Origin of the sequence: Bradyrhizobium diazoefficiens USDA 110 (assembly GCF_000011365.1) — a bacterium.
GTDB lineage: Bacteria > Pseudomonadota > Alphaproteobacteria > Rhizobiales > Xanthobacteraceae > Bradyrhizobium > Bradyrhizobium diazoefficiens.
The window spans coordinates 7,210,439-7,227,960 of record NC_004463.1 but is presented as its reverse complement, the minus strand read 5'-3'; the positions used below and the strand labels follow the sequence as shown (position 1 = coordinate 7,227,960).

Sequence of the window (17,522 nt, the reverse complement as noted above, 5' to 3'; positions counted from 1 at the left end):
CGGCGGCGTAACGCCGCCGCAACACCGCAAGGCCTGCTCACGCCCGCTGCACGAAACTGTCCACGACCTTCTTCTCGCCGGCCTTGTCGAAGGCAATGGTGAGCTTGTTGCCGTCGATCTTGGTGACGCGGCCGTAGCCGAATTTCTGGTGGAAGACGCGGTCGGAGAGCGAGAATTCCGAGGTCGTGCCGGTGGATTTGGCGACCAGCTCGCCCTCGATCGTCATCGGCCCGCGCCGGCGCGAGGAGAAGCTGCCGAAATCCGGTCCGGAGGACGAGGAAGACGAGAACGTCGCGGCCTCTTCCTCGAAGCTGCCGTGGCCGCCGGCGCCGGTGCGGCCGCCGCCCCGGTTGCGGTTGGCCTGCGCCCGCTGCCAGCCCGGCGTCGTATAGCTGGAGCCGAACGCCTCCATGTCGTCGAAGCGGGAGGCGCCGTAGCCGCCGGTTCCGCCCCAGGCCGAGCCGCCCTTGGATTCCGTGATCTCGACATTGGCCGCCGGCAATTCGTCGAGGAAGCGCGACGGGATCGTGGTCGTCCAGGTGCCATGGATGCGCCGGTTGGTCGCAAAATAGATCATGGCTCGGCGGCGGGCGCGGGTGATGCCGACATGGCCGAGCCGGCGTTCTTCCTCGAGGCCGGCGCGGCCCTGTTCGTCCAGCGTACGCTGGCTCGGGAACAGGCCTTCCTCCCAGCCCGGCAGGAACACGTTGTCGAATTCGAGCCCCTTGGCCGAATGCAGCGTCATCAGCGACACCGCGTCCTCCTCGGCGCCGCCGTCGCGGTCCATCACCAGCGAGATGTGCTCGAGGAACCCTTGCAGGTTCTCGAACTCCTCCATGGAGCGCACCAGCTCCTTGAGGTTCTCGAGCCGGCCCGCGGCGTCCGCCGAGCGGTCCTTCTGCCACATCTCGGTGTAGCCGCTCTCGTCGAGCACGATCTGGGCGAGGTCGGTATGCGCGGTGACTTCGCGCTGGGCGCGCCAGCGGTCGAACTGGGCGACGAGGTCGCGCAAGGAGCCGCGCGCCTTCGGCTTCAGCTCGTCGGTCTCGACCACCGCACGCGCCGCCTCGAACAGCGGAATGCGGCGCTTGCGGGCATGGTCGTGCAGCATCTGCACGGTGGCATCGCCAAGGCCGCGCTTGGGCGTGTTGACGATGCGCTCGAAGGCAAGATCGTCGGCCGGCGAGTTGATGACGCGAAGATAGGCCAGCGCGTCGCGGATTTCGGCGCGCTCGTAGAAGCGCGGGCCGCCGATCACGCGATAGGGCAGGCCGAGCGTGACGAAACGGTCTTCGAACTCGCGCATCTGATAGGACGCGCGCACCAGGATCGCGATCTCGTTCAGCTTCTCGCCCTGGCGCTGGATCTGCTCGATCTCCTCGCCGATGCCGCGCGCTTCCTCCTCCGAATCCCAGGAGCCCGTGACCGTGACCTTCTCGCCGTCCTGGTCCTCGGTGCGCAGCGTCTTGCCGAGCCGACCTTCATTGTGCGCGATCAGGTGCGAGGCGGCGGCGAGGATGTGGCCGGTGGAGCGGTAGTTGCGCTCGAGGCGGATCACCTTGGCGCCGGGGAAGTCGTGCTCGAAGCGCAGGATGTTGTCGACCTCGGCGCCGCGCCAGCCATAGATCGACTGGTCGTCGTCGCCGACGCAGCAGATGTTTTTGACATGAGGCGTGGCTGTCGGCGTGCCGGCCGTTTGCTCCGTCATTCCGGGGCGATGCGGAGCATCGAACCCGGAATCTCGAGATTCCGGGTTCGCGTCTTCGACGCGCCCCGGAATGACGACCTTGGGGGACGGCGCCTGCGACAGCAGCCGCAGCCACAGATATTGCGCGACGTTGGTGTCCTGATATTCGTCCACCAGGATGTATTTGAAGCGCTGCTGGTACTGCCGCAGGATATCCGGGTGCTCGCGGAAGATGCGGATGTTCTCCAGCAGCAGGTCGCCGAAATCGGCGGCGTTCAGGATCTTCAGCCGCTCCTGGTAGCTCGTATAGAGCTTGCCGCCCTTGCCGTTGGCGAAGACTGCGGCTTCGCCCGAGGGCACCTGCGACGGCGTCAGGCCGCGGTTCTTCCAGCCGTCGATCAGGCCGGCCAGCATGCGCGCCGGCCAGCGCTTGTCGTCGATGTTCTCGGCCTGAAGCAGCTGCTTCAGCAGCCGGACCTGGTCGTCGACATCGAGCACGGTGAAGTTCGACTTGAGCTGCGCCAGCTCGGCATGGGTGCGCAGGATGCGGCCGCCGATCGAGTGGAAGGTGCCGAGCCACGGCATGCCTTCCACCGCGTGGCCGAGCATCTGGCCGAGCCGGTGCTTCATCTCGCGCGCGGCCTTGTTGGTGAAGGTCACCGACAGGATCTCGGCGGGGCGGGCGCGGCCCTGGCTCAGGATGTGGGCGATGCGCGTGGTCAGCACGCGCGTCTTGCCGGTGCCGGCGCCGGCCAGCACCAGGACCGGGCCGTCCAGCGTCTCCACCGCCTCGCGCTGCTCGGGATTGAGCCCGGACAGATATTTCGGGCCTACCGAGGCGCGCGCACGCGCGGCGATGCCGCCGGCTGCGGGCTGGTGGTCGGGGACGCTTGTGATCTTGCTCGGCTCGGTCATGCGAATCATTTGGCCCCACGATGGCACCGCGGGGTGACGGGAGGGAGCCTTCATAACAGGGATTGGTCCCTATATGGGGCGGCGGTGCAGGGTTTTCCACGTACGCGGGGGGCCGATTTGTTCCTCCGACCCTGCGAATTTCCGCCTAGCGTGGGCAGGAACCATCGTTCCCGCGTCGAGATTGTCTGGACAGGTGGCGCGGCCAACCGCGCCGACGCAGACAAATATCAAGACGAGGATTTGACCATGCTTGGCTGGGTTGTGACGTTTCTGGTTATCGCACTGATCGCCGGTATCCTGGGCTTTGGCGGCATCGCCGGCGCTTCGATCGAAATCGCCAAGATCATCTTCTTCATCGCGGTCGTGCTGTTCCTGGTTTCGGCCGTGGTCGGCCTCGCCCGCGGCCGCACCAGGATATAGGCGCCTAACGCTTCGAGGGCATCGCCACGCTCCGGCCGATGCCCTCGGGCCGGGCCAAGGTGCTGTGGGCCCTGGCGATGCCCGCGATGCGCTGCTGGATATCGGGCGGAAACGCCACAACGCGCCGCGCATTCATGTCCATGTGCAGCGACATGTTCTCCGAGGTGGCCGATAGCCAGCCTTCGGTGGCGTGCCTCATCTCTTCGAACGTATGCAGCCGCTTGTCGTCGGCCTCCAGCAGCCACACCAGGATCCGCACGGGATCGCCGAGATGGATCTCGCGCAGGTAGCGCACATGGCATTCGGCGGTGAAGGTCGAGCCGTGACGCTCTTTCTTGTAAGTAGGACCGATGCCGAGCTCGAGCCAGAACTCGTCGATCGCCCGGTCGAACATCACGTTGTAATAGGCCATGTTGAGATGGCCGTTATAGTCGATCCATTGCGGCTCGATCTGCATGATCGAGGCGCTGAACGGCTCGGCCTTGGGCGCAGCAGTGGCACTCTCCGGCATGTGTCCTTCCCCAGCTATGCGTCCGGTCGCTTGACTTGACCGGTTAGATGTCCTTTGCCACGGTTCTTCTGTCGGAGGAATTTCCGTGGGTACGACCATCACCAATAATCCGCCGCGGCCGGAGCCGAAAGCCCTCGCGAGCGCACTGGAGCAGCTTGCCGCACGCTTCGGCAACCGCCTCATCACCTCGCAGGCCGTCCGCGAGCAGCACGGCCATACCACCACATGGATTCCCAACCAGCCGCCCGACGGCGTGGTGATGGCGCAGGAGACCGCCGACATCCAGGACGTGGTGCGCATCTGCGCCAGGAACCGCGTGCCCGTGATCGCCTTCGGCACCGGCACCTCGCTGGAGGGCCAGGTCAATGCGCCCGCCGGCGGCATCTCGATCGACCTGCGCGACATGAACAAGGTGCTCGCGGTGCACACCGAGGATCTCGACTGCGTGATCCAGCCCGGCGTTACCCGCAAGGCGCTCAACGAACATCTGCGCGACCAGGGCCTGTTCTTCCCGATCGATCCCGGCGCGGACGCTTCGCTCGGCGGCATGGCCTCGACGCGCGCCTCCGGCACCAATGCGGTGCGCTACGGCACCATGCGCGACAGCGTGCTGGCGCTGAAGGTGGTGCGCGGCGACGGCGAGATCATCACGACAGGCACACGCGCCAAGAAATCATCCGCCGGCTACGACCTGACGCATCTGTTCGTCGGCGCCGAGGGCACGCTCGGCATCATCTCGGAACTGACCATCCGCCTGCGCGGCATTCCCGATACCATCGCGGCCGGCGCGGTGTCGTTCGAGACGGTGCATGGGGCGTGTCAGGCCGTGATCCTGGCGATCCAGACCGGCATTCCCGTGGCGCGCATCGAGCTGCTCAACGCCGCGCAGGTGAAGGCCTGCAACGCCTATTCCAAGCTGACGCTGCCGGAGACGCCGCTGCTGCTGATGGAATTCCACGGCAGCGAGATCGAGGTCGCCGAGCAGTCCAAGGCCTTCGGCGAGATCGCAAAGGAATGCGGCGGCGGCGACTTCTCCTGGACCACCAAGCCGGAGGATCGCACCAAACTGTGGCAGGCCCGGCACGATGCCTATTGGTCCGTCAAGGCGCTGCGGCCCGGCGACAGCATCGGCGTGGTCGCAACCGACGTCTGCGTGCCGATCTCGCGGCTCGCCGAATGCGTCGGCGAAACCGAGGAAGATCTCAAGCGGCTCAATTTGCTGTCGCCGATCGTCGGGCATGTCGGCGACGGCAATTTCCACTGCTCGCTGGTCTGCGACACCAACGATGCCGACGAGATGGCGCGCGGCGAGGAGTTCATGCATCGCCTGGTCGAGCGCGCGCAGGCGATGGACGGCACCTGCACCGGCGAGCATGGCATCGGCCAGGGCAAGCAGAAATATCTCAAGGCCGAGCTTGGCCCCGAGGCGCTCGACGCGATGCGGGCGCTGAAACAGGCGCTCGACCCGCTGAATATCTTCAATCCCGGCAAGATCGTGCCGGAGGCGTAGCGCGCGCCTGCTGCGTCGCGGTCGCGGAACTTTCGGCCGCCAGGCTGGTTCCAATTCCCGTCAACTTCCGATGCCTCAATGGCGCGGCTCTGCGGGGAGGATGCGATGTTGCGACCGGTCATTGGAATTGCCGTGATGGCGCTTGCCTGCATGCTGGCGGGCACGGCTCTGGGCAAGGGCGGCGGCGGCCATGGCGGTGGCGGTCATGGCGGTGGGCACGGAGGCGGTCATGGCGGCGGGCATGGCGGTGGCCACCATGGTGGCGGCGGCCATTTTGGCGGTCATGGCTTCGGGCATGCGCATGGCGGCGGACATCATGGCGGCCCGCGCTTCGCAACGGGAGCTCGGCATGGTGGTCCGAACTTCGGTCAGATACGCAATGCGGCCGTGCGCCCGGCGAATTTCCGCAACGCCCTCAACGCGCATTCCAGCGCCTTCCGCAACGGCCGTCTGATCGGTAATCCGGCGGCGCGAGCCCAGATCGCAGCGGCGGCCGCGCTCGCCGGCTGGCATGGCGCCAGCAGCGGATGGTGGCAACATCCGGGCGGCGGTTATGGCTGGGTCGGACCGCTGTTCTGGCCGTTCGCCTATAACGATCTCTACGACTACACGATCTGGGGCGACGGTCTCGGCTTCTGGGGCTACGGCTACCCGGACATCTATGCCGGCATCTTCGGGCCCTATGGCTATGACGGTCTTTCGGCCTATCTGCCGCAGCGGCCGCCGGGACGGCGGCAAGCGCGCGGCGTTGCGCTGGATCAGCTTTGCGGCAGCGACCGCCGCGAGATCGTCGGTCTGCCGATCGACCAGATCGCCGCCGCGGTGCAGCCGAGCGAGGCGCAAGGCGCAAGCCTCGACGAACTCGGCAACGCCTCGATCCTGGCGGCGGGCATGATCCGCGCGTCCTGCCCGGCGCAGGTCGCGGCGACGGCGCCCGGTCGGCTGGCGGCGATGCAGCAGCGCATCGAGGCGATGACGAAGGCGGTCGATCTCGTTCAGCCCGCCCTGGATAAATTCTACGGCTCGCTCACGGACGAGCAGAAGGCGCGCTTCAATGCGTTGGCCGAGGACCAGCGTCGTGCGACGGCTTCCAGCAACACCGAGGGATCGCTGGTCCAGAATTGCGGTGCGGCGGCTGCGCTCGATTGGCCCGGCGCCGACATCGAGGCGAGGCTGCACCCCAACGACACGCAGCGCGCGGCGCTACAGGTGCTCCAGGATACCAGCGCCAAGGTCAGCGCATCGCTCAAGGCGGCCTGCCAGCCCAACGAGGTGATGACGCCGCCGGCGCGAATGGCTGCGGTACGCAAGCGGCTCGACCTGATGCTCGACGGCGTCAAGTCGGTTCGCGCAGCGCTGGAGGATTTCTACGGCACGCTGAATGACGAACAGAAGGCGCAGTTCGAGGCCATCGGGCCACGTCGGACGTCGTGAATGCGGATCGAGCCAGGGAGCGTGGTGGAAAAATTGCCTCGCCGATCTCGATAGGCCTCTCTATGCTCAAGCGAGCCTGAGGAGCGGTAATACAGCGGCTGGAAGACCGTGGGTGGTGGGGCGATGAAGTGGTTCGCGAGGCAGAACGCGGCGGACATCTGGGACGAGACGATCGAAGGGCCGCTCGGCGACATCGAGGCCGCCGCGCGTATCCGCGCCATCTGTGAGGCCGCGGCCACGAGTGCGGCGGGTTCCGCGCGCAACGACAAGCGCGAGAGCGGGCGTTACGAGCGCGCGGCCAAGGTCGCGATGGAAATCGCGATGAAGATCTCGGACGGATTGATGCGCGATGATGCGGTCCATCGCATCGTCGATCTCTGCATGATGGCGAACGATCTCAAGACGGCGCAGATCCTGTTCCGTGCGATCCATGCCAGCTGGATCCGCGAAACGATCCAGCGGGATCACCCCACGCTGCTGCAGTGATGGCTGACTGTTGACGCATTGAAGGTGCGCTCCCTCCCCCGCTTGCGGTGGAGGGTTGGGGAGAGGGTGTTTCCACGGTGGGACTCCCCAAGAGGATAGAGCCCTCACCCGCCACGCTCTTGCGAGCGTGGCGACCTCTCCCGCAAGCGGGAGAGGTGCATCGAGCCCGCTGCTCGATCTCGCCTATTGCACTTTCGCCAGCTTGCGCACCGCCTCATCCACGCTGTGGAAGACGTGCTCGCGGGGCAGGGCGTCGAACAATCTGAAGCGTTCGAACGCGTTCTGGGCGCGGACCGATTCCAGCCGCGCCAGCGCGACCGTGACGCCCTGTTCGCTGCACGCCTTGAACACGTCGAGCAAAATCTGCGCGGCGGTGAAGTCGATCTCGACCATGCCGCTCGCTTCCAGCACCAGCAGTTGCGGCGTCGCCGCGCCGAGCACCTTGGTCACGTCGCTGCGGAAACCCGGGGCGTTGAGGAAGGACAGCGGCGCCTGCAGCCCGATCACGGCAACGCCTTCGATGCGCTCGCCGGCGATGTGCGGATGCGCGGGCCACCAGATCGTGGTGCCCGGCACGCGCTCGAACTCGACCAGCCTGGCGCGCGTGGTGCTCCAGATGCCGTGCAGCAGCGACAGCATGATGCCGAGGAACGCGCCCTGCTGGATCGGCAGCACGATGATCAGCGCGGCGGTGGCGGCGATCAGCAGGAACTCACTGAAGGACTGGCGGTAGATCGTGACGATCTGCTTCACGCGGATGATGCGTAGCGCGACGAACAGCAGGATGCCGCCGAGCGCGGCGTCAGGAACGTGCTGCAACAGTCCCGTGCCGAACGCGAGCAGCGCCAGCACGATTGCCGCGGCCGCTAGTCCGGCGAGCTGCGATTGCCCGCCGGTCTCGGCGACGATGCCCGTCCGCGGCGGGCTGGCATTGACGGGAAAGGCGCCGAACAGGCCGGACAGCACGCTGCCGGCGCCGGCGCCGAGGAAATCGCGGTCGACATCGGCGGGCTTGTCGGGATCGGACGGGAACGAGCGCGTGGTCGCGGCGGTCTGCACCATCACCACGACCGTGATCACGAAGGCGAGCGATACCAGATGCACCCAATGCTCCGGCGCAAGTTCGGGCAGGGTGAGCCGCGGCAGCGTCCCCGGCACGCTGCCGACGACGCTGACGCCCTCGCCTTCGAGGCCGAGACCGATCGTGGCCAGCGTCGCGGCGACGAGCCCGATCAGCGCCCCCGGAATCTTTGCGCTGATCTTCTCCGAGACGAAGACCGTTGCGAGCACACCGAGGCCGATGCACAGCGTGAAGGGATTGCTGCGACTGAGCTCGCCGGCGAGCACGCCGATGCGATCGAGCGTCGGCCCGCTCGGTGACTTCAGTCCCAGCACGCCGGGCAATTGCGACACGATGATATGGACGGAGATGCCGGCGAGGAAGCCGACCATGACCGGCACGGACAGGAGGTTGGCGATGCCGCCAAGTCGGAAGGCGCCGCCGGCGAGCATCATCATGCCGACCATCAGCGCCAGCGCGACCGCATACCCCTGATATTGCGGCGAGCCGACTGCGGCCAGCGCCGCAAGCCCGCCGGCGAAGATCGGCGTGATCGTGGAGTCCGCGCCGCAGGACAGGAAGCGGTTGCCGCCGAGCAGCGCAAAGCCGAGCGAGCCTGCCATGAAGGCGAAGAAGCCGATCTGCGGCGCAAAGCCGCCGAGCCGCGCGGTAGCCATCTGCTCGGGGATCGCGATCGCCGCCAAGGTCAGCCCCGCCATGAGGTCGCCGGGCAGAGAGTAAGAGGCGAGCGAGCGGAAGAGCGGCCATGCGTGCTTGGCGTGAGAATCGTGCGGCATCGAGGTCCCCGGAAAGCCTGCGTCGATCGATTAGACTACAGCATTTCCGGATTGGAAGGCGGCAGACGCAATTTCTCTACATCCGTTGTCATTGCGAGCGAAGCGAAGCAATCCAGAATCCCACCGCGGCGGCGGTCTGGATTGCTTCGCTTCGCTCGCAATGACGGAGGACATATCTGTCCTCCGTATCGCGCGAGTCCCCTTCAGTATCGGCCGCGGTCGTTGTGATAATCGCTGCCGCGGCCGCCGCCACCCATGCCCATGCCGATGCCAATCCCGATGCCGATACCTTGCATGACGGCGCCGGGCGGCGGGCCACGATCCGGCGGCGGCGCGCGCTCGTAGACCACTTCGTCAGGCGGCGGCCGGCGTGGCTTCGGCGGCGTCTCGACCACCTTGCGCTTCGGCGGGGTGTCGTCGACGCGCTTCTTGATGATGGGCGCCACTGTCGGGTTGACCGGCGTTGCCGGTGTCGATGGCGCCGAGCACGGGCAGGTCGGGGCCATTGCGACGGCGACCGGAGCGGGCGTGGCTGCGACCGTCGCGGGCAGGACGTAGTTGCGGTTCTGCACACGGAGCAGCAGCCTGCGCGCGGTTGCGGCGAGATCGCTGTTGTCCCAGTTCGCGAGGTAAGCCTCGAACGAGGCGCGGGTGTTGATCGCCACCGCGCGCTCCCAGGCCAGCATCTGGCGCCGGCGCTCCAGCACCGTGCGCAGGCGCGGCGTGCGGGCGTCCTGCGTGTACATCTCGATATAGGCCTGGTACGCCTCGGCGGTGTCGTCGGCGATCACGAGCTCATAGGCGACCTTCGGCTCCTTGCCCTGCAGATCCTTGCGCCAGTCCGCGACGCTGCGCGTGCCGCCGGCGAGCGCCATCGCGGAAGCGCCCGGAATGGCAGGCTGCTGGCTGCTGCTCTCGCCGCCGAAGAACTTGAAGTCGGTCGTCAGCGAGGAGCTTTCCCACGGGATCTGCCGCCCGTCGGTCGATTGCGCCACGGCGATGCGGATGCGTTTGAACACTTCCTCGATCGGCAGGTTCGGTTGCTTTGCGACCGAGAGCGCCGCGGTGGTGTAGGGGCTGTCGATGCCGGAGCCGTCCTCGGCTTCCGCGCCGGGCGAGGTCGAATAGGAAATGAACGAGCCGGGTGCGCCCGCCTTGGTGTCGACGATCGCAAGCCCGTGGCCCGCGCCGCTCAGCGCCGGGAACGGGTTGTTGCGGCAGGCGTCGAGCATGAAGATGCGCGCCCGCGTCGGCAGCGCGCCGAGCGTGTTGAGCAGGTCGTTCAGCCGCACGCCCTGGAGCGGAATGTCGGCTTCGCGCTTGGGATCGAGATCGACCGGCACCAGATAGTTCTCGCCGTCGATCTGAAGCCCGTGGCCGGCGTAGAACACCAGCGCGACGGTGTCGGCGCCGCTGGCGCTGACCTTGCCGGCGAAATCCGAGATCGCCGTGCGCATCTCGTTCTGCGCGAGGTTGGCCGCTGTGGTGACGGTGAAGCCGGCATTGCCGAGCAGCTCGGTCATGCCCTTGGCGTCGTTGGCGGCGTTGGGCAGCTCCGGCACCGTGCGATAGGCGGACTGGCCGATCACCAGCGCAAGCCGCGCTTCGGCCGCGGCCTTCGTCGGCATCATCAGCTGCGTGAGCGCAAGCAGGCTGCTGGCAAGGAACAAATTACGAAGCACTGGACGGCGCATGGTGTCACCTCCATCGGCAATGGGCGCGACGATGTCACCTTTTCTAGTCGTCCGCCATGACCCTGTCTGTGCACTGGATCACGCTGCGAGCGGCGGCAAAATGGGCAGCGGAGCTGTCGGAGCTGGCGCGTCAGGCCGTGCGTCGTCAGAACAGGCCGCGGTCCCAGGGCGGGTCAGGCGCAAAACGCGCGGCGAGAAAGTCGATGAAGGCGCGCACCTTGGCCGGCGGGCGGCGGTCGGGCAGGTAGACCGCGTGCACGGCCGAGGTCTGGATCTCCGGCTGGTCGAGCGGAAGCGCCAGAAGCGTCCCGGCGCGAAGGTCGTCGGCGATGATGAAGGTCGGCTGTCGGGCGAGGCCGAGGCCCGCCAATGTTGCCGCGCGCAGCGCATCGCCATTGTTGGCGCGCAAGGTACCGCTGACCTGGACACGGATCTCGCCGTCGACGCCGAACAGCCATTCCGCCGCGCTCGCCTGCTGCGAAAGCGTGTAGCCGAGGCAGTTATGCGCGGCGAGGTCGGCGACGCGGCGCGGCGTGCCGTGTTTCGCCAGATAGGACGGCGCGGCGCAGACCACGAGGCGGTTCGGCGCGAGCTTTCGCGCCACCATGCTGGAGTCGCGCAGCTTGCCGATGCGGATCGCAAGGTCCCAGCCTTCCTCGGCGAGATCGACGAGGCGGTCGTTGAGGCCGAGCTCGACGGTGACCTCGGGATGGCGTTCCGAAAACTCGGCGATCGCCGGCGCGATCTGCCGCGTGCCGAACACGACGGGCACGTTGACCCGCAGCAGCCCGCGCGGTTCGACGCGCTCGCGCGCGACCGCGGCGTCGGCGGCCTCCATGTCGGCGAGGATGCGCTCGGAGGATTCCAGATAGCTTCGTCCGGCCTCGGTGATGGACAGCCGCCTCGTGGTCCGGTGGAACAGTTTTGTGCCGAGCCGGGCCTCGAGCGCGGCAACATGCTTGGTCACCATGGTCTGCGACAAGCCCATGGCCCGGGCCGCGCCCGACAGGCTGCCGATCGCCGCCACCTTGGCGAAGACTTCCAGGCTGGTCAGCCGGTCGAGCATTGATCTCACTCTAATGGTGTGAGGTATAATTCCAATATAGCGGATTATCATTCAATTGAGAATAGATCATAGCTGTCTCCAACAAGGAGACCGCCATGATCGATTCCCGTACCGCTCCCTATGCCGCGCTCGTGCTGCGCGTGACGCTGGGCGCGCTGTTCCTCGCCCACGCCGGCCTGAAGCTGTTCGTCTTCACCCCGGCCGGGACCGCAAAGTTCTTCGGCAGCCTCGGCTTCCCGCCCGAACTCGCCTACCTCATCATGACGGTGGAAGTTCTCAGCGGCGTCGCGCTGATCCTCGGTGTCTGGACCCGCTATGCGGCACTGGCCGGCATCCCGATCCTGCTCGGCGCGATCTTCACCGTGCACGGCGCCGCCGGCTTCTTCTTCACCAATCCGAAGGGCGGCTGGGAATATCCCGCCTTCTGGGCGATCGCGCTCGCGGCGCAGGCCCTGCTCGGCGACGGCGCCTACGCGCTGCGTCCGTCCCGCGATGTCGCGGCGGCACCCGGCCAGCTCAGCGGCGCGCATTCGCGCTGAGGTCACGGCATCTGCTCAAACGCGAAGCCGCGGGATCAGGATCCCGCGGCTTTCGTTTTGTCCGCTTCACATGCGGCCAATCAATCTGCGTTCGGCATTGATCCATACCTGAATTGGATCGATCCGCGTCAATCTTGCATGGCAGGTCTTGTCGCTGCCGTGCGGCATGATCGAAAACGCCTATAAATACAGGCGTTCCGCCGCGGTTTCTGCCGACGCGCCTGCCGCTCGTGTCATTACGGCAGCCCCGGCCGCGTCCCTTGCCTGTGCCGTCGCTTTGGCCATACAGTCCAAGCAAAGGCCGCACGCAACGATCGCGGACGCGAACAAAAAATACCGGGAGAGACCGCACCATGACAATCGTGCCCGTGAACCGTCGCGCGTTCATCAAGTCATCGGCGGCGGTCACCGCCGGCCTCGTGCTCTCTCCCGCCATCATCGGCCGCGCCGAAGCCGCGACGCTGAAGCTGAAATGCTCCTCCTCGCTGCCGAACGATCCCAAATATGCCAACGGCCGCGTCTACTATGACAACCTCGTCAAGAACCTGAAGGGCAACGGGCTCGGCGAGCAGGTCGAGGTCGCGTTCTTCCCTGACAACCAGCTCGGCCAGGAGATCGACGTCATCAATTCGGTGAAGCTCGGCGTCATCGACCTCATGGTGTCGGGCTCGTCGATCTCGGCCAATCTGACGCCGCTGGTCGGCACCTTCGACCTCGGCTTTCTGTTCTCGAGCTTCCCGCAGCAGACCAAGGCGTTCGACGCCGGCGCCGCCAAGCCGATCGAGGACGCGCTGCTCAAGGGCAGCAACATCCGCATCATCGCCTGGGCCTATAATTTCGGCTCGCGCAGCGTACTGGCGAAGAAGCCGGTGAAGACGCCGGAGGATCTCGCCGGCCTCAAGATCCGCACCCTGCCAAATCCCGTCATCACCGAATGCCTGCGCCTGATGGGCGCCGCCGCGACGCCGCTGGCGTTCGGCGAAATCTACACCGCGCTCCAGGCCGGCGTGCTGGATGGGCTGGAGCACGATCCGCCGACGATCCTGGCCAGCAAGTTCTTCGAGACCGCAAAGTTCTACGCGCTGACGCAGCACAATTTCTCGCCGCTCGCGATCTATTTCAGCGACATGACCTACAACCGCATGGATCCGAAGCTGCGCGACGGCTTTCTCGATGCCGCGAAGAAGGCCGCAATCGACACCCGTGCCCATGGGCTTGCGGTCGAGAAGGAGGCGCTGGCGGCCCTGACCGAGAAGGGCGTGACGGTGGCCGAATGCGACCGCGAGGCGTTCAAGAAGCGCGTCGCGCCGCAGCACGAGAACTTCATCAAGGCGCGGCCGGAATCCAAGGCCGTCATCGACATCATTCGCGCGACGCAAGCCTGAGATGACGATGACAGCCGCCGTGCCCGTCTCGGGCGGCCGCCACGGGAGCATTACGCTGCTGCTTCGCCTCAGCGACGCGATCGCGGCCATCCTCCTGGCCGCCGATCTCGTGGTCGTCTGCGCGTCCGTGCTGCTGCGCTTCTGCTTCAATGCGCCGGTCGAATGGTCCGACGACGTCGCGCGCGGATTGATGGTCGGCTCGGCCTTCTTCGGCGCGGCGAGCGCGCTTGCGCGCGGCGAGAATGTCGGCGTGTCCTTCTTCCGCGATCTGCTGCCCCTGCGCCTGCGTACGCTGGTCGACGCCGCGAGCGCCGTGCTCGTCGTGCTGATCTCCTTCTATGTCGCCTACAACGCCATCAAGCTGGGCTCGCTGACGGCAGGCCAGACCACCGGCTCCGGCCTGCCGCTGGAGCTTACCTTCTATCCGATGGGCATCGGCGCGCTGTTCATGACGGTGTTCGCGATCGATCAGCTCTGCGCAAGGCCGCTGCCTGATATCGTCAGGGGGCTCGTTGCCGTTGCCGTCGTCACCGGCCTCTATCTCGCCTGGGATTATCTGTCGCCGTCCTCGGTGCCGTCGGCGGGCACGTTGATGCTGATCGGCTTCTTCGCAATGCTGTTCGGCGGCCTGCCGATCGGCTTTGCGCTGGCGCTGGCCGCGCTGATCTTCATCTGGGTCGAGGGCGCGCTGCCCGGCGTGATCTTCGCCCAGCAGATGGCGCGCGGCATCGACAATTTCGTGCTGCTCGCGATCCCCTTCTTCATCCTCGTCGGCTACCTCATGGAAGCCAACGGCATGTCGGTGCGCCTGATCGAGCTGTTGCAGCGCGGGGTCGGCCGCATGCGCGGTGGGCTGAACGTCGTGATGGTGGCCTCGATGGTGCTGTTCTCCGGCATCTCAGGCTCGAAGATGGCCGACGTCGCCGCGGTCGGCTCGGTGCTGATTCCGGCGGCGCGCCGCTCGAAGCAGAATCCGGGCGGCGCGGTGGCGCTGCTGGCGGCGTCCGCGGTGATGGCGGAAACCATTCCGCCCTGCATCAACCTGATCATCCTCGGCTTTGTGGCGAACCTGTCGATCGGCGGCCTGTTCGTCGCGGGGCTCCTGCCGGCGGCGCTGATGGCGCTGGTCCTGATCGCGGTGTCCATCATCTTCGGCAAGCGGCCGGCGGAGGCCGAGGACGTTGCGCCGCAGATGCCGGTGTCGGGCCTGTGGAGCGGCGCGATCGCCTCGTTCGGCCTGATCTTCATGATCTTCTTCGGCTTCAAGAGCGGCTTTGCCACGGCCACCGAAATCTCCGCGTTCGCCGTGGCCTATGCGCTGGTCGTCGGCAGCCTGGTGTTCCGCGAGCTCAGCTTCAAATCGGCCGCGCACAGTTTCGTGCAGGCCGCGACGCGCGCAGGGCTCGTGCTGTTCATCGTCGCCGCCGCGCAGTCGCTCGCCTTCACGCTGACCTTGCAGCAGGTGCCGCACGCGGTCGGCGACTTCATGCTCGGACTATCGAAGACCAGCGGCGTCTGGCTGTTCATCCTGCTCGCGATCGCCGTGCTGATCGTGATGGGCTCGGTGCTGGAAGGCGCGGCCGCGCTGATCATCTTCGGGCCGCTGCTCTTGCCGGTGGCCGTGCAGCTCGGCATCGATCCCCTGCATTTCGGCGTGGTGCTGGTGATCGCGATGGGCATCGGCCTGTTCGCTCCGCCGCTCGGGCTCGGACTCTATGGCGCCTGCCTGATCGGCAACGTGCCGATCGAGCAGACGGTGAAGCCGATCATGGGTTATCTTGGCCTCTTGTTCCTCTGCCTGCTCGTCATTGCCTTCGTGCCATGGCTCTCGACCGCGCTGCCGCGGGCATTCGGCTACTGAAGGAGTCCTGCCGTGAAAGTCCTGCTCGCGCACACGCCGGAGATGCGGCGGAATTACTACGGCGATCGCAGCCTGAACGGCCTGCGCGCGGCCGCCGAGGTGATCCTGCACGAGGGCGATCAGCCGCTCGATGCGGCCGGCCTCGTCCGCGCGGCCAGGGACGTTGACATCGTCGTCGCCGATCGCATGACGGAGGGACGCGGCGAGATATTTCCGCAACTGCCGCATTTGCGCGCCTTCGTCCGCTGCGCCGTCGACATCCGCAACGTCGACGTCGATGCGGCCTCGAAGGCGGGCGTGCTGGTGACCCGCGCCGGCCCCGGCTTCGTTCAGGCGGTGGCCGAGCTCGCGCTCGGCTTCATGGTCGATCTCTCCCGCGGCGTGTCGCGGACGACGGCGGACTACCAGGCCGGACGTAAACCCGAGGCGCGGATGGGCCGTCAGCTCGCCGATAGCAGGATCGGTATCATCGGCTATGGCAGCATCGGGCGCTATCTCGCCGAGATCGCCAAGGTGATGCGCATGGAGGTGCTGGTCGCCGATCCCTTTGCTGATGTCAGCGACAGCGCCATCAGGCAGGTCGGCCTCGACGAGCTCCTCGCCGCATCCGACTATGTCGTCTGCCTTGCGATCGCCAATGCAGAGACCGAGAACTTGATCGGCGAGGCGGCGCTGGCGCGCATGCAGAAGCATGCGGTCTTCATCAATCTCTCGCGCGGCAATCTCGTCGACGAGGCCGCGTTGGCGAAGGCGCTGCTTGAGAATCGTATCGCGGGTGCGGCAATGGATGTCGGCCGCGCGCCCGACCAGATGCCGACGCCGGAGTTGGCCAGGCTGCCCAACGTCATCGCCACACCGCATGTCGGCGGCCTGACGCCGCAGGCGATCGAGTACCAGTCGCTGGAAACCGTGCGGCAGGTGGAAGCGATCGTCAAAGGCGAGGCCCCGCCGGGCGCCGTCAATGCCGATCGCTGGACGCGGCGACCCTAAAACCGGTCCACTGCCCTGAACGTCCCGTCCTTCTGGATCACCGTCAGGAACACCTTCGGCGGGGCGTCGATCATGCGCATGCCGACGGTGACGATGCTGCCGCTGATGTCGAAGCGGCCGACGTCGTTGATGGCGCGCAGGAGGCTCGCGCGCGTCGGTTGCGGTCCGGCCTTTTCCAGCGCCGCGGCTGCGAGGCGGCCGGAGAGATAGCCTTCGAGCGACACGAAGTCCGGTGTCAGCGTCGGGTCGAACGCCGTCTGCGCCGCCTGGTAGTCGGCGACGAGCTTGAGCGAGCGATCCCAGGGAAACGGCACGACCTGCGAGACGATGACGCCTTCGCCCTCGGGGCCGAGCTCCCTGGCGAGCGCGTTGGCGCCGACGAAGGAGATGTTGACGAAGGTCGGATACGAGCCGCTGCGGTGTGCGAGCTTGATGAACTCGGCGCAGGGACCGTAGGTCCCGACCATGACGATGGCCTCGGGTTCGGCGCGCTTGATCATCCGCCAGGCCGCGGCGACGGCGCGGGTGTTGCGCTCGAAGGTGCCTTCGGCGGCGAGCTCGAGGCCGCGCCTGGCAAGCGCGCGCTTCACGCCGACAAGTCCATCGCGGCCGAAGGAATCATCCTGGTAGAAGATGCCGATGCGGGTGAACCGGCGGTCCTCGGTGAGATGCTTGATCCATGCCTCGGCCTCCGCGCCGTAGCTCGCGCGGATGTTGACGACGTTTGGAAGCTCGAGGTCGCGCAGGAACTCGGCGCCGGTGAACGGACCGATAAAGGGGACTTTCCTGGCGCTGGTGATCGGTATCGTCGCCATCGCGGTCGGCGTGCCGACCGCGCCGATCAGCGCGAACACCTTGTCGTCCTCGAGCAGCTGCAGCGTCTGCGCCACGGAACGATCGGGGTCGTAGCCGTCGTCGCGGCTGATGAGCTGGAGCTTGCGGCCATGGACGCCGCCCTTGCCGTTGATCTCGGTGAACGCCGCGACGATGCCTTGCCGCATGCGCTGCCCGAGCGCCGAGGAGGGGCCTTCGAGTGCGGCCACCTGGCCGAACAGGATCGCATCGTCGCTGACGCCGACCTCATCGCCTTTCGCAGGCAGCATGGCCGCGGTCAGCAATGCGACGGTCAAGGCGAGGTATGTCGCGGAGCGCGATCGTGTCATGTGG

The 17,522-nt window shown here is 66.7% G+C and carries 14 protein-coding genes; 8 read left to right on the top strand and 6 right to left on the bottom strand.

Annotated elements, in window-relative coordinates:
- Nucleotides 1–37: 37 nt before the first annotated feature.
- Nucleotides 38–2,611, bottom strand: coding sequence for an ATP-dependent helicase (locus BJA_RS33235; RefSeq protein ID WP_063921530.1), 2,574 nt, complete (start codon nt 2,609–2,611; stop codon nt 38–40).
- Nucleotides 2,612–2,848: 237 nt separating this feature from the next.
- Between BJA_RS33235 and BJA_RS33230 the strand changes: the two genes are divergently transcribed.
- Nucleotides 2,849–3,022: a DUF1328 domain-containing protein gene (locus BJA_RS33230; protein WP_011089300.1), complete on the top strand. Its 174-nt coding sequence runs from the start codon at nt 2,849–2,851 to the stop codon at nt 3,020–3,022.
- Between the two features lie 4 nt (nt 3,023–3,026).
- On the opposite strand, the gene BJA_RS33225 is transcribed toward BJA_RS33230, so the two are convergent.
- Nucleotides 3,027–3,533, bottom strand: a complete 507-nt coding sequence (locus tag BJA_RS33225; protein WP_038966456.1) for a thioesterase family protein — start codon at nt 3,531–3,533, stop codon at nt 3,027–3,029.
- Between the two features lie 85 nt (nt 3,534–3,618).
- On the opposite strand from BJA_RS33225, the gene BJA_RS33220 reads away from it, so the two are divergent.
- The 3 genes from BJA_RS33220 (at nt 3,619) to BJA_RS33210 (ending at nt 6,963) form a co-directional block, all read left to right on the top strand.
- On the top strand, nt 3,619–5,043 hold the full coding sequence (locus tag BJA_RS33220) for an FAD-binding oxidoreductase (RefSeq protein ID WP_011089298.1): 1,425 nt from the start codon (nt 3,619–3,621) through the stop codon (nt 5,041–5,043).
- Nucleotides 5,044–5,148: 105 nt separating this feature from the next.
- Entirely contained in the window at nt 5,149–6,477 is a 1,329-nt protein-coding gene (locus tag BJA_RS33215) for a Spy/CpxP family protein refolding chaperone (RefSeq protein WP_038966459.1), read from the top strand.
- A gap of 123 nt (nt 6,478–6,600) precedes the next feature.
- On the top strand, nt 6,601–6,963 hold the full coding sequence (locus tag BJA_RS33210) for a hypothetical protein (protein WP_038966457.1): 363 nt from the start codon (nt 6,601–6,603) through the stop codon (nt 6,961–6,963).
- Between the two features lie 183 nt (nt 6,964–7,146).
- Here the strand turns inward: BJA_RS33210 and BJA_RS33205 are convergent, their stop codons facing one another.
- From BJA_RS33205 to BJA_RS33195, 3 genes are all read right to left on the bottom strand, one after another.
- On the bottom strand, nt 7,147–8,820 hold the full coding sequence (locus tag BJA_RS33205) for a SulP family inorganic anion transporter (protein WP_011089295.1): 1,674 nt from the start codon (nt 8,818–8,820) through the stop codon (nt 7,147–7,149).
- 203 nt (nt 8,821–9,023) lie between these two features.
- Nucleotides 9,024–10,514 carry a caspase family protein gene (locus tag BJA_RS33200; protein WP_011089294.1) on the bottom strand — a complete coding sequence of 497 codons (1,491 nt, stop codon included), beginning with the start codon at nt 10,512–10,514 and terminating at the stop codon, nt 9,024–9,026.
- Nucleotides 10,515–10,659: 145 nt separating this feature from the next.
- Nucleotides 10,660–11,580 carry a LysR family transcriptional regulator gene (locus BJA_RS33195; RefSeq protein WP_038966458.1) on the bottom strand — a complete coding sequence of 307 codons (921 nt, stop codon included), beginning with the start codon at nt 11,578–11,580 and terminating at the stop codon, nt 10,660–10,662.
- 95 nt (nt 11,581–11,675) lie between these two features.
- On the opposite strand from BJA_RS33195, the gene BJA_RS33190 reads away from it, so the two are divergent.
- The 4 genes from BJA_RS33190 to BJA_RS33175 all read left to right on the top strand — a co-directional run bounded on the left by BJA_RS33190 (nt 11,676) and on the right by BJA_RS33175 (nt 16,355).
- On the top strand, nt 11,676–12,119 hold the full coding sequence (locus BJA_RS33190; protein ID WP_011089292.1) for a DoxX family protein: 444 nt from the start codon (nt 11,676–11,678) through the stop codon (nt 12,117–12,119).
- A gap of 353 nt (nt 12,120–12,472) precedes the next feature.
- Nucleotides 12,473–13,504, top strand: a complete 1,032-nt coding sequence (locus BJA_RS33185) for a TRAP transporter substrate-binding protein (RefSeq protein WP_028176203.1) — start codon at nt 12,473–12,475, stop codon at nt 13,502–13,504.
- Between the two features lie 7 nt (nt 13,505–13,511).
- On the top strand, nt 13,512–15,365 hold the full coding sequence (locus BJA_RS33180) for a TRAP transporter large permease subunit (RefSeq protein WP_038966460.1): 1,854 nt from the start codon (nt 13,512–13,514) through the stop codon (nt 15,363–15,365).
- Nucleotides 15,366–15,377: 12 nt separating this feature from the next.
- Nucleotides 15,378–16,355, top strand: a complete 978-nt coding sequence (locus BJA_RS33175; protein WP_011089289.1) for a hydroxyacid dehydrogenase — start codon at nt 15,378–15,380, stop codon at nt 16,353–16,355.
- Here BJA_RS33175 and BJA_RS33170 read toward each other — a convergent pair.
- On the bottom strand, nt 16,352–17,518 hold the full coding sequence (locus tag BJA_RS33170; RefSeq protein ID WP_011089288.1) for an ABC transporter substrate-binding protein: 1,167 nt from the start codon (nt 17,516–17,518) through the stop codon (nt 16,352–16,354). The two genes, BJA_RS33175 and BJA_RS33170, sit on opposite strands and share 4 nt — an antisense overlap.
- Nucleotides 17,519–17,522 lie beyond the last annotated feature (4 nt).

Coding starts and splice junctions, on each gene's coding strand:
- BJA_RS33210 (WP_038966457.1), top strand. CDS start 6,601: ATGAAGTGGTTCGCGAGGCAGAACGCGGCGGACATCTGGGACGAGACG.
- BJA_RS33190 (WP_011089292.1), top strand. CDS start 11,676: ATGATCGATTCCCGTACCGCTCCCTATGCCGCGCTCGTGCTGCGCGTG.
- BJA_RS33205 (WP_011089295.1), bottom strand. CDS start 8,820: ATGCCGCACGATTCTCACGCCAAGCACGCATGGCCGCTCTTCCGCTCG.
- BJA_RS33225 (WP_038966456.1), bottom strand. CDS start 3,533: ATGCCGGAGAGTGCCACTGCTGCGCCCAAGGCCGAGCCGTTCAGCGCC.
- BJA_RS33170 (WP_011089288.1), bottom strand. CDS start 17,518: ATGACACGATCGCGCTCCGCGACATACCTCGCCTTGACCGTCGCATTG.
- BJA_RS33185 (WP_028176203.1), top strand. CDS start 12,473: ATGACAATCGTGCCCGTGAACCGTCGCGCGTTCATCAAGTCATCGGCG.
- BJA_RS33200 (WP_011089294.1), bottom strand. CDS start 10,514: ATGCGCCGTCCAGTGCTTCGTAATTTGTTCCTTGCCAGCAGCCTGCTT.
- BJA_RS33235 (WP_063921530.1), bottom strand. CDS start 2,611: ATGATTCGCATGACCGAGCCGAGCAAGATCACAAGCGTCCCCGACCAC.
- BJA_RS33180 (WP_038966460.1), top strand. CDS start 13,512: ATGACAGCCGCCGTGCCCGTCTCGGGCGGCCGCCACGGGAGCATTACG.
- BJA_RS33195 (WP_038966458.1), bottom strand. CDS start 11,580: ATGCTCGACCGGCTGACCAGCCTGGAAGTCTTCGCCAAGGTGGCGGCG.
- BJA_RS33215 (WP_038966459.1), top strand. CDS start 5,149: ATGTTGCGACCGGTCATTGGAATTGCCGTGATGGCGCTTGCCTGCATG.
- BJA_RS33230 (WP_011089300.1), top strand. CDS start 2,849: ATGCTTGGCTGGGTTGTGACGTTTCTGGTTATCGCACTGATCGCCGGT.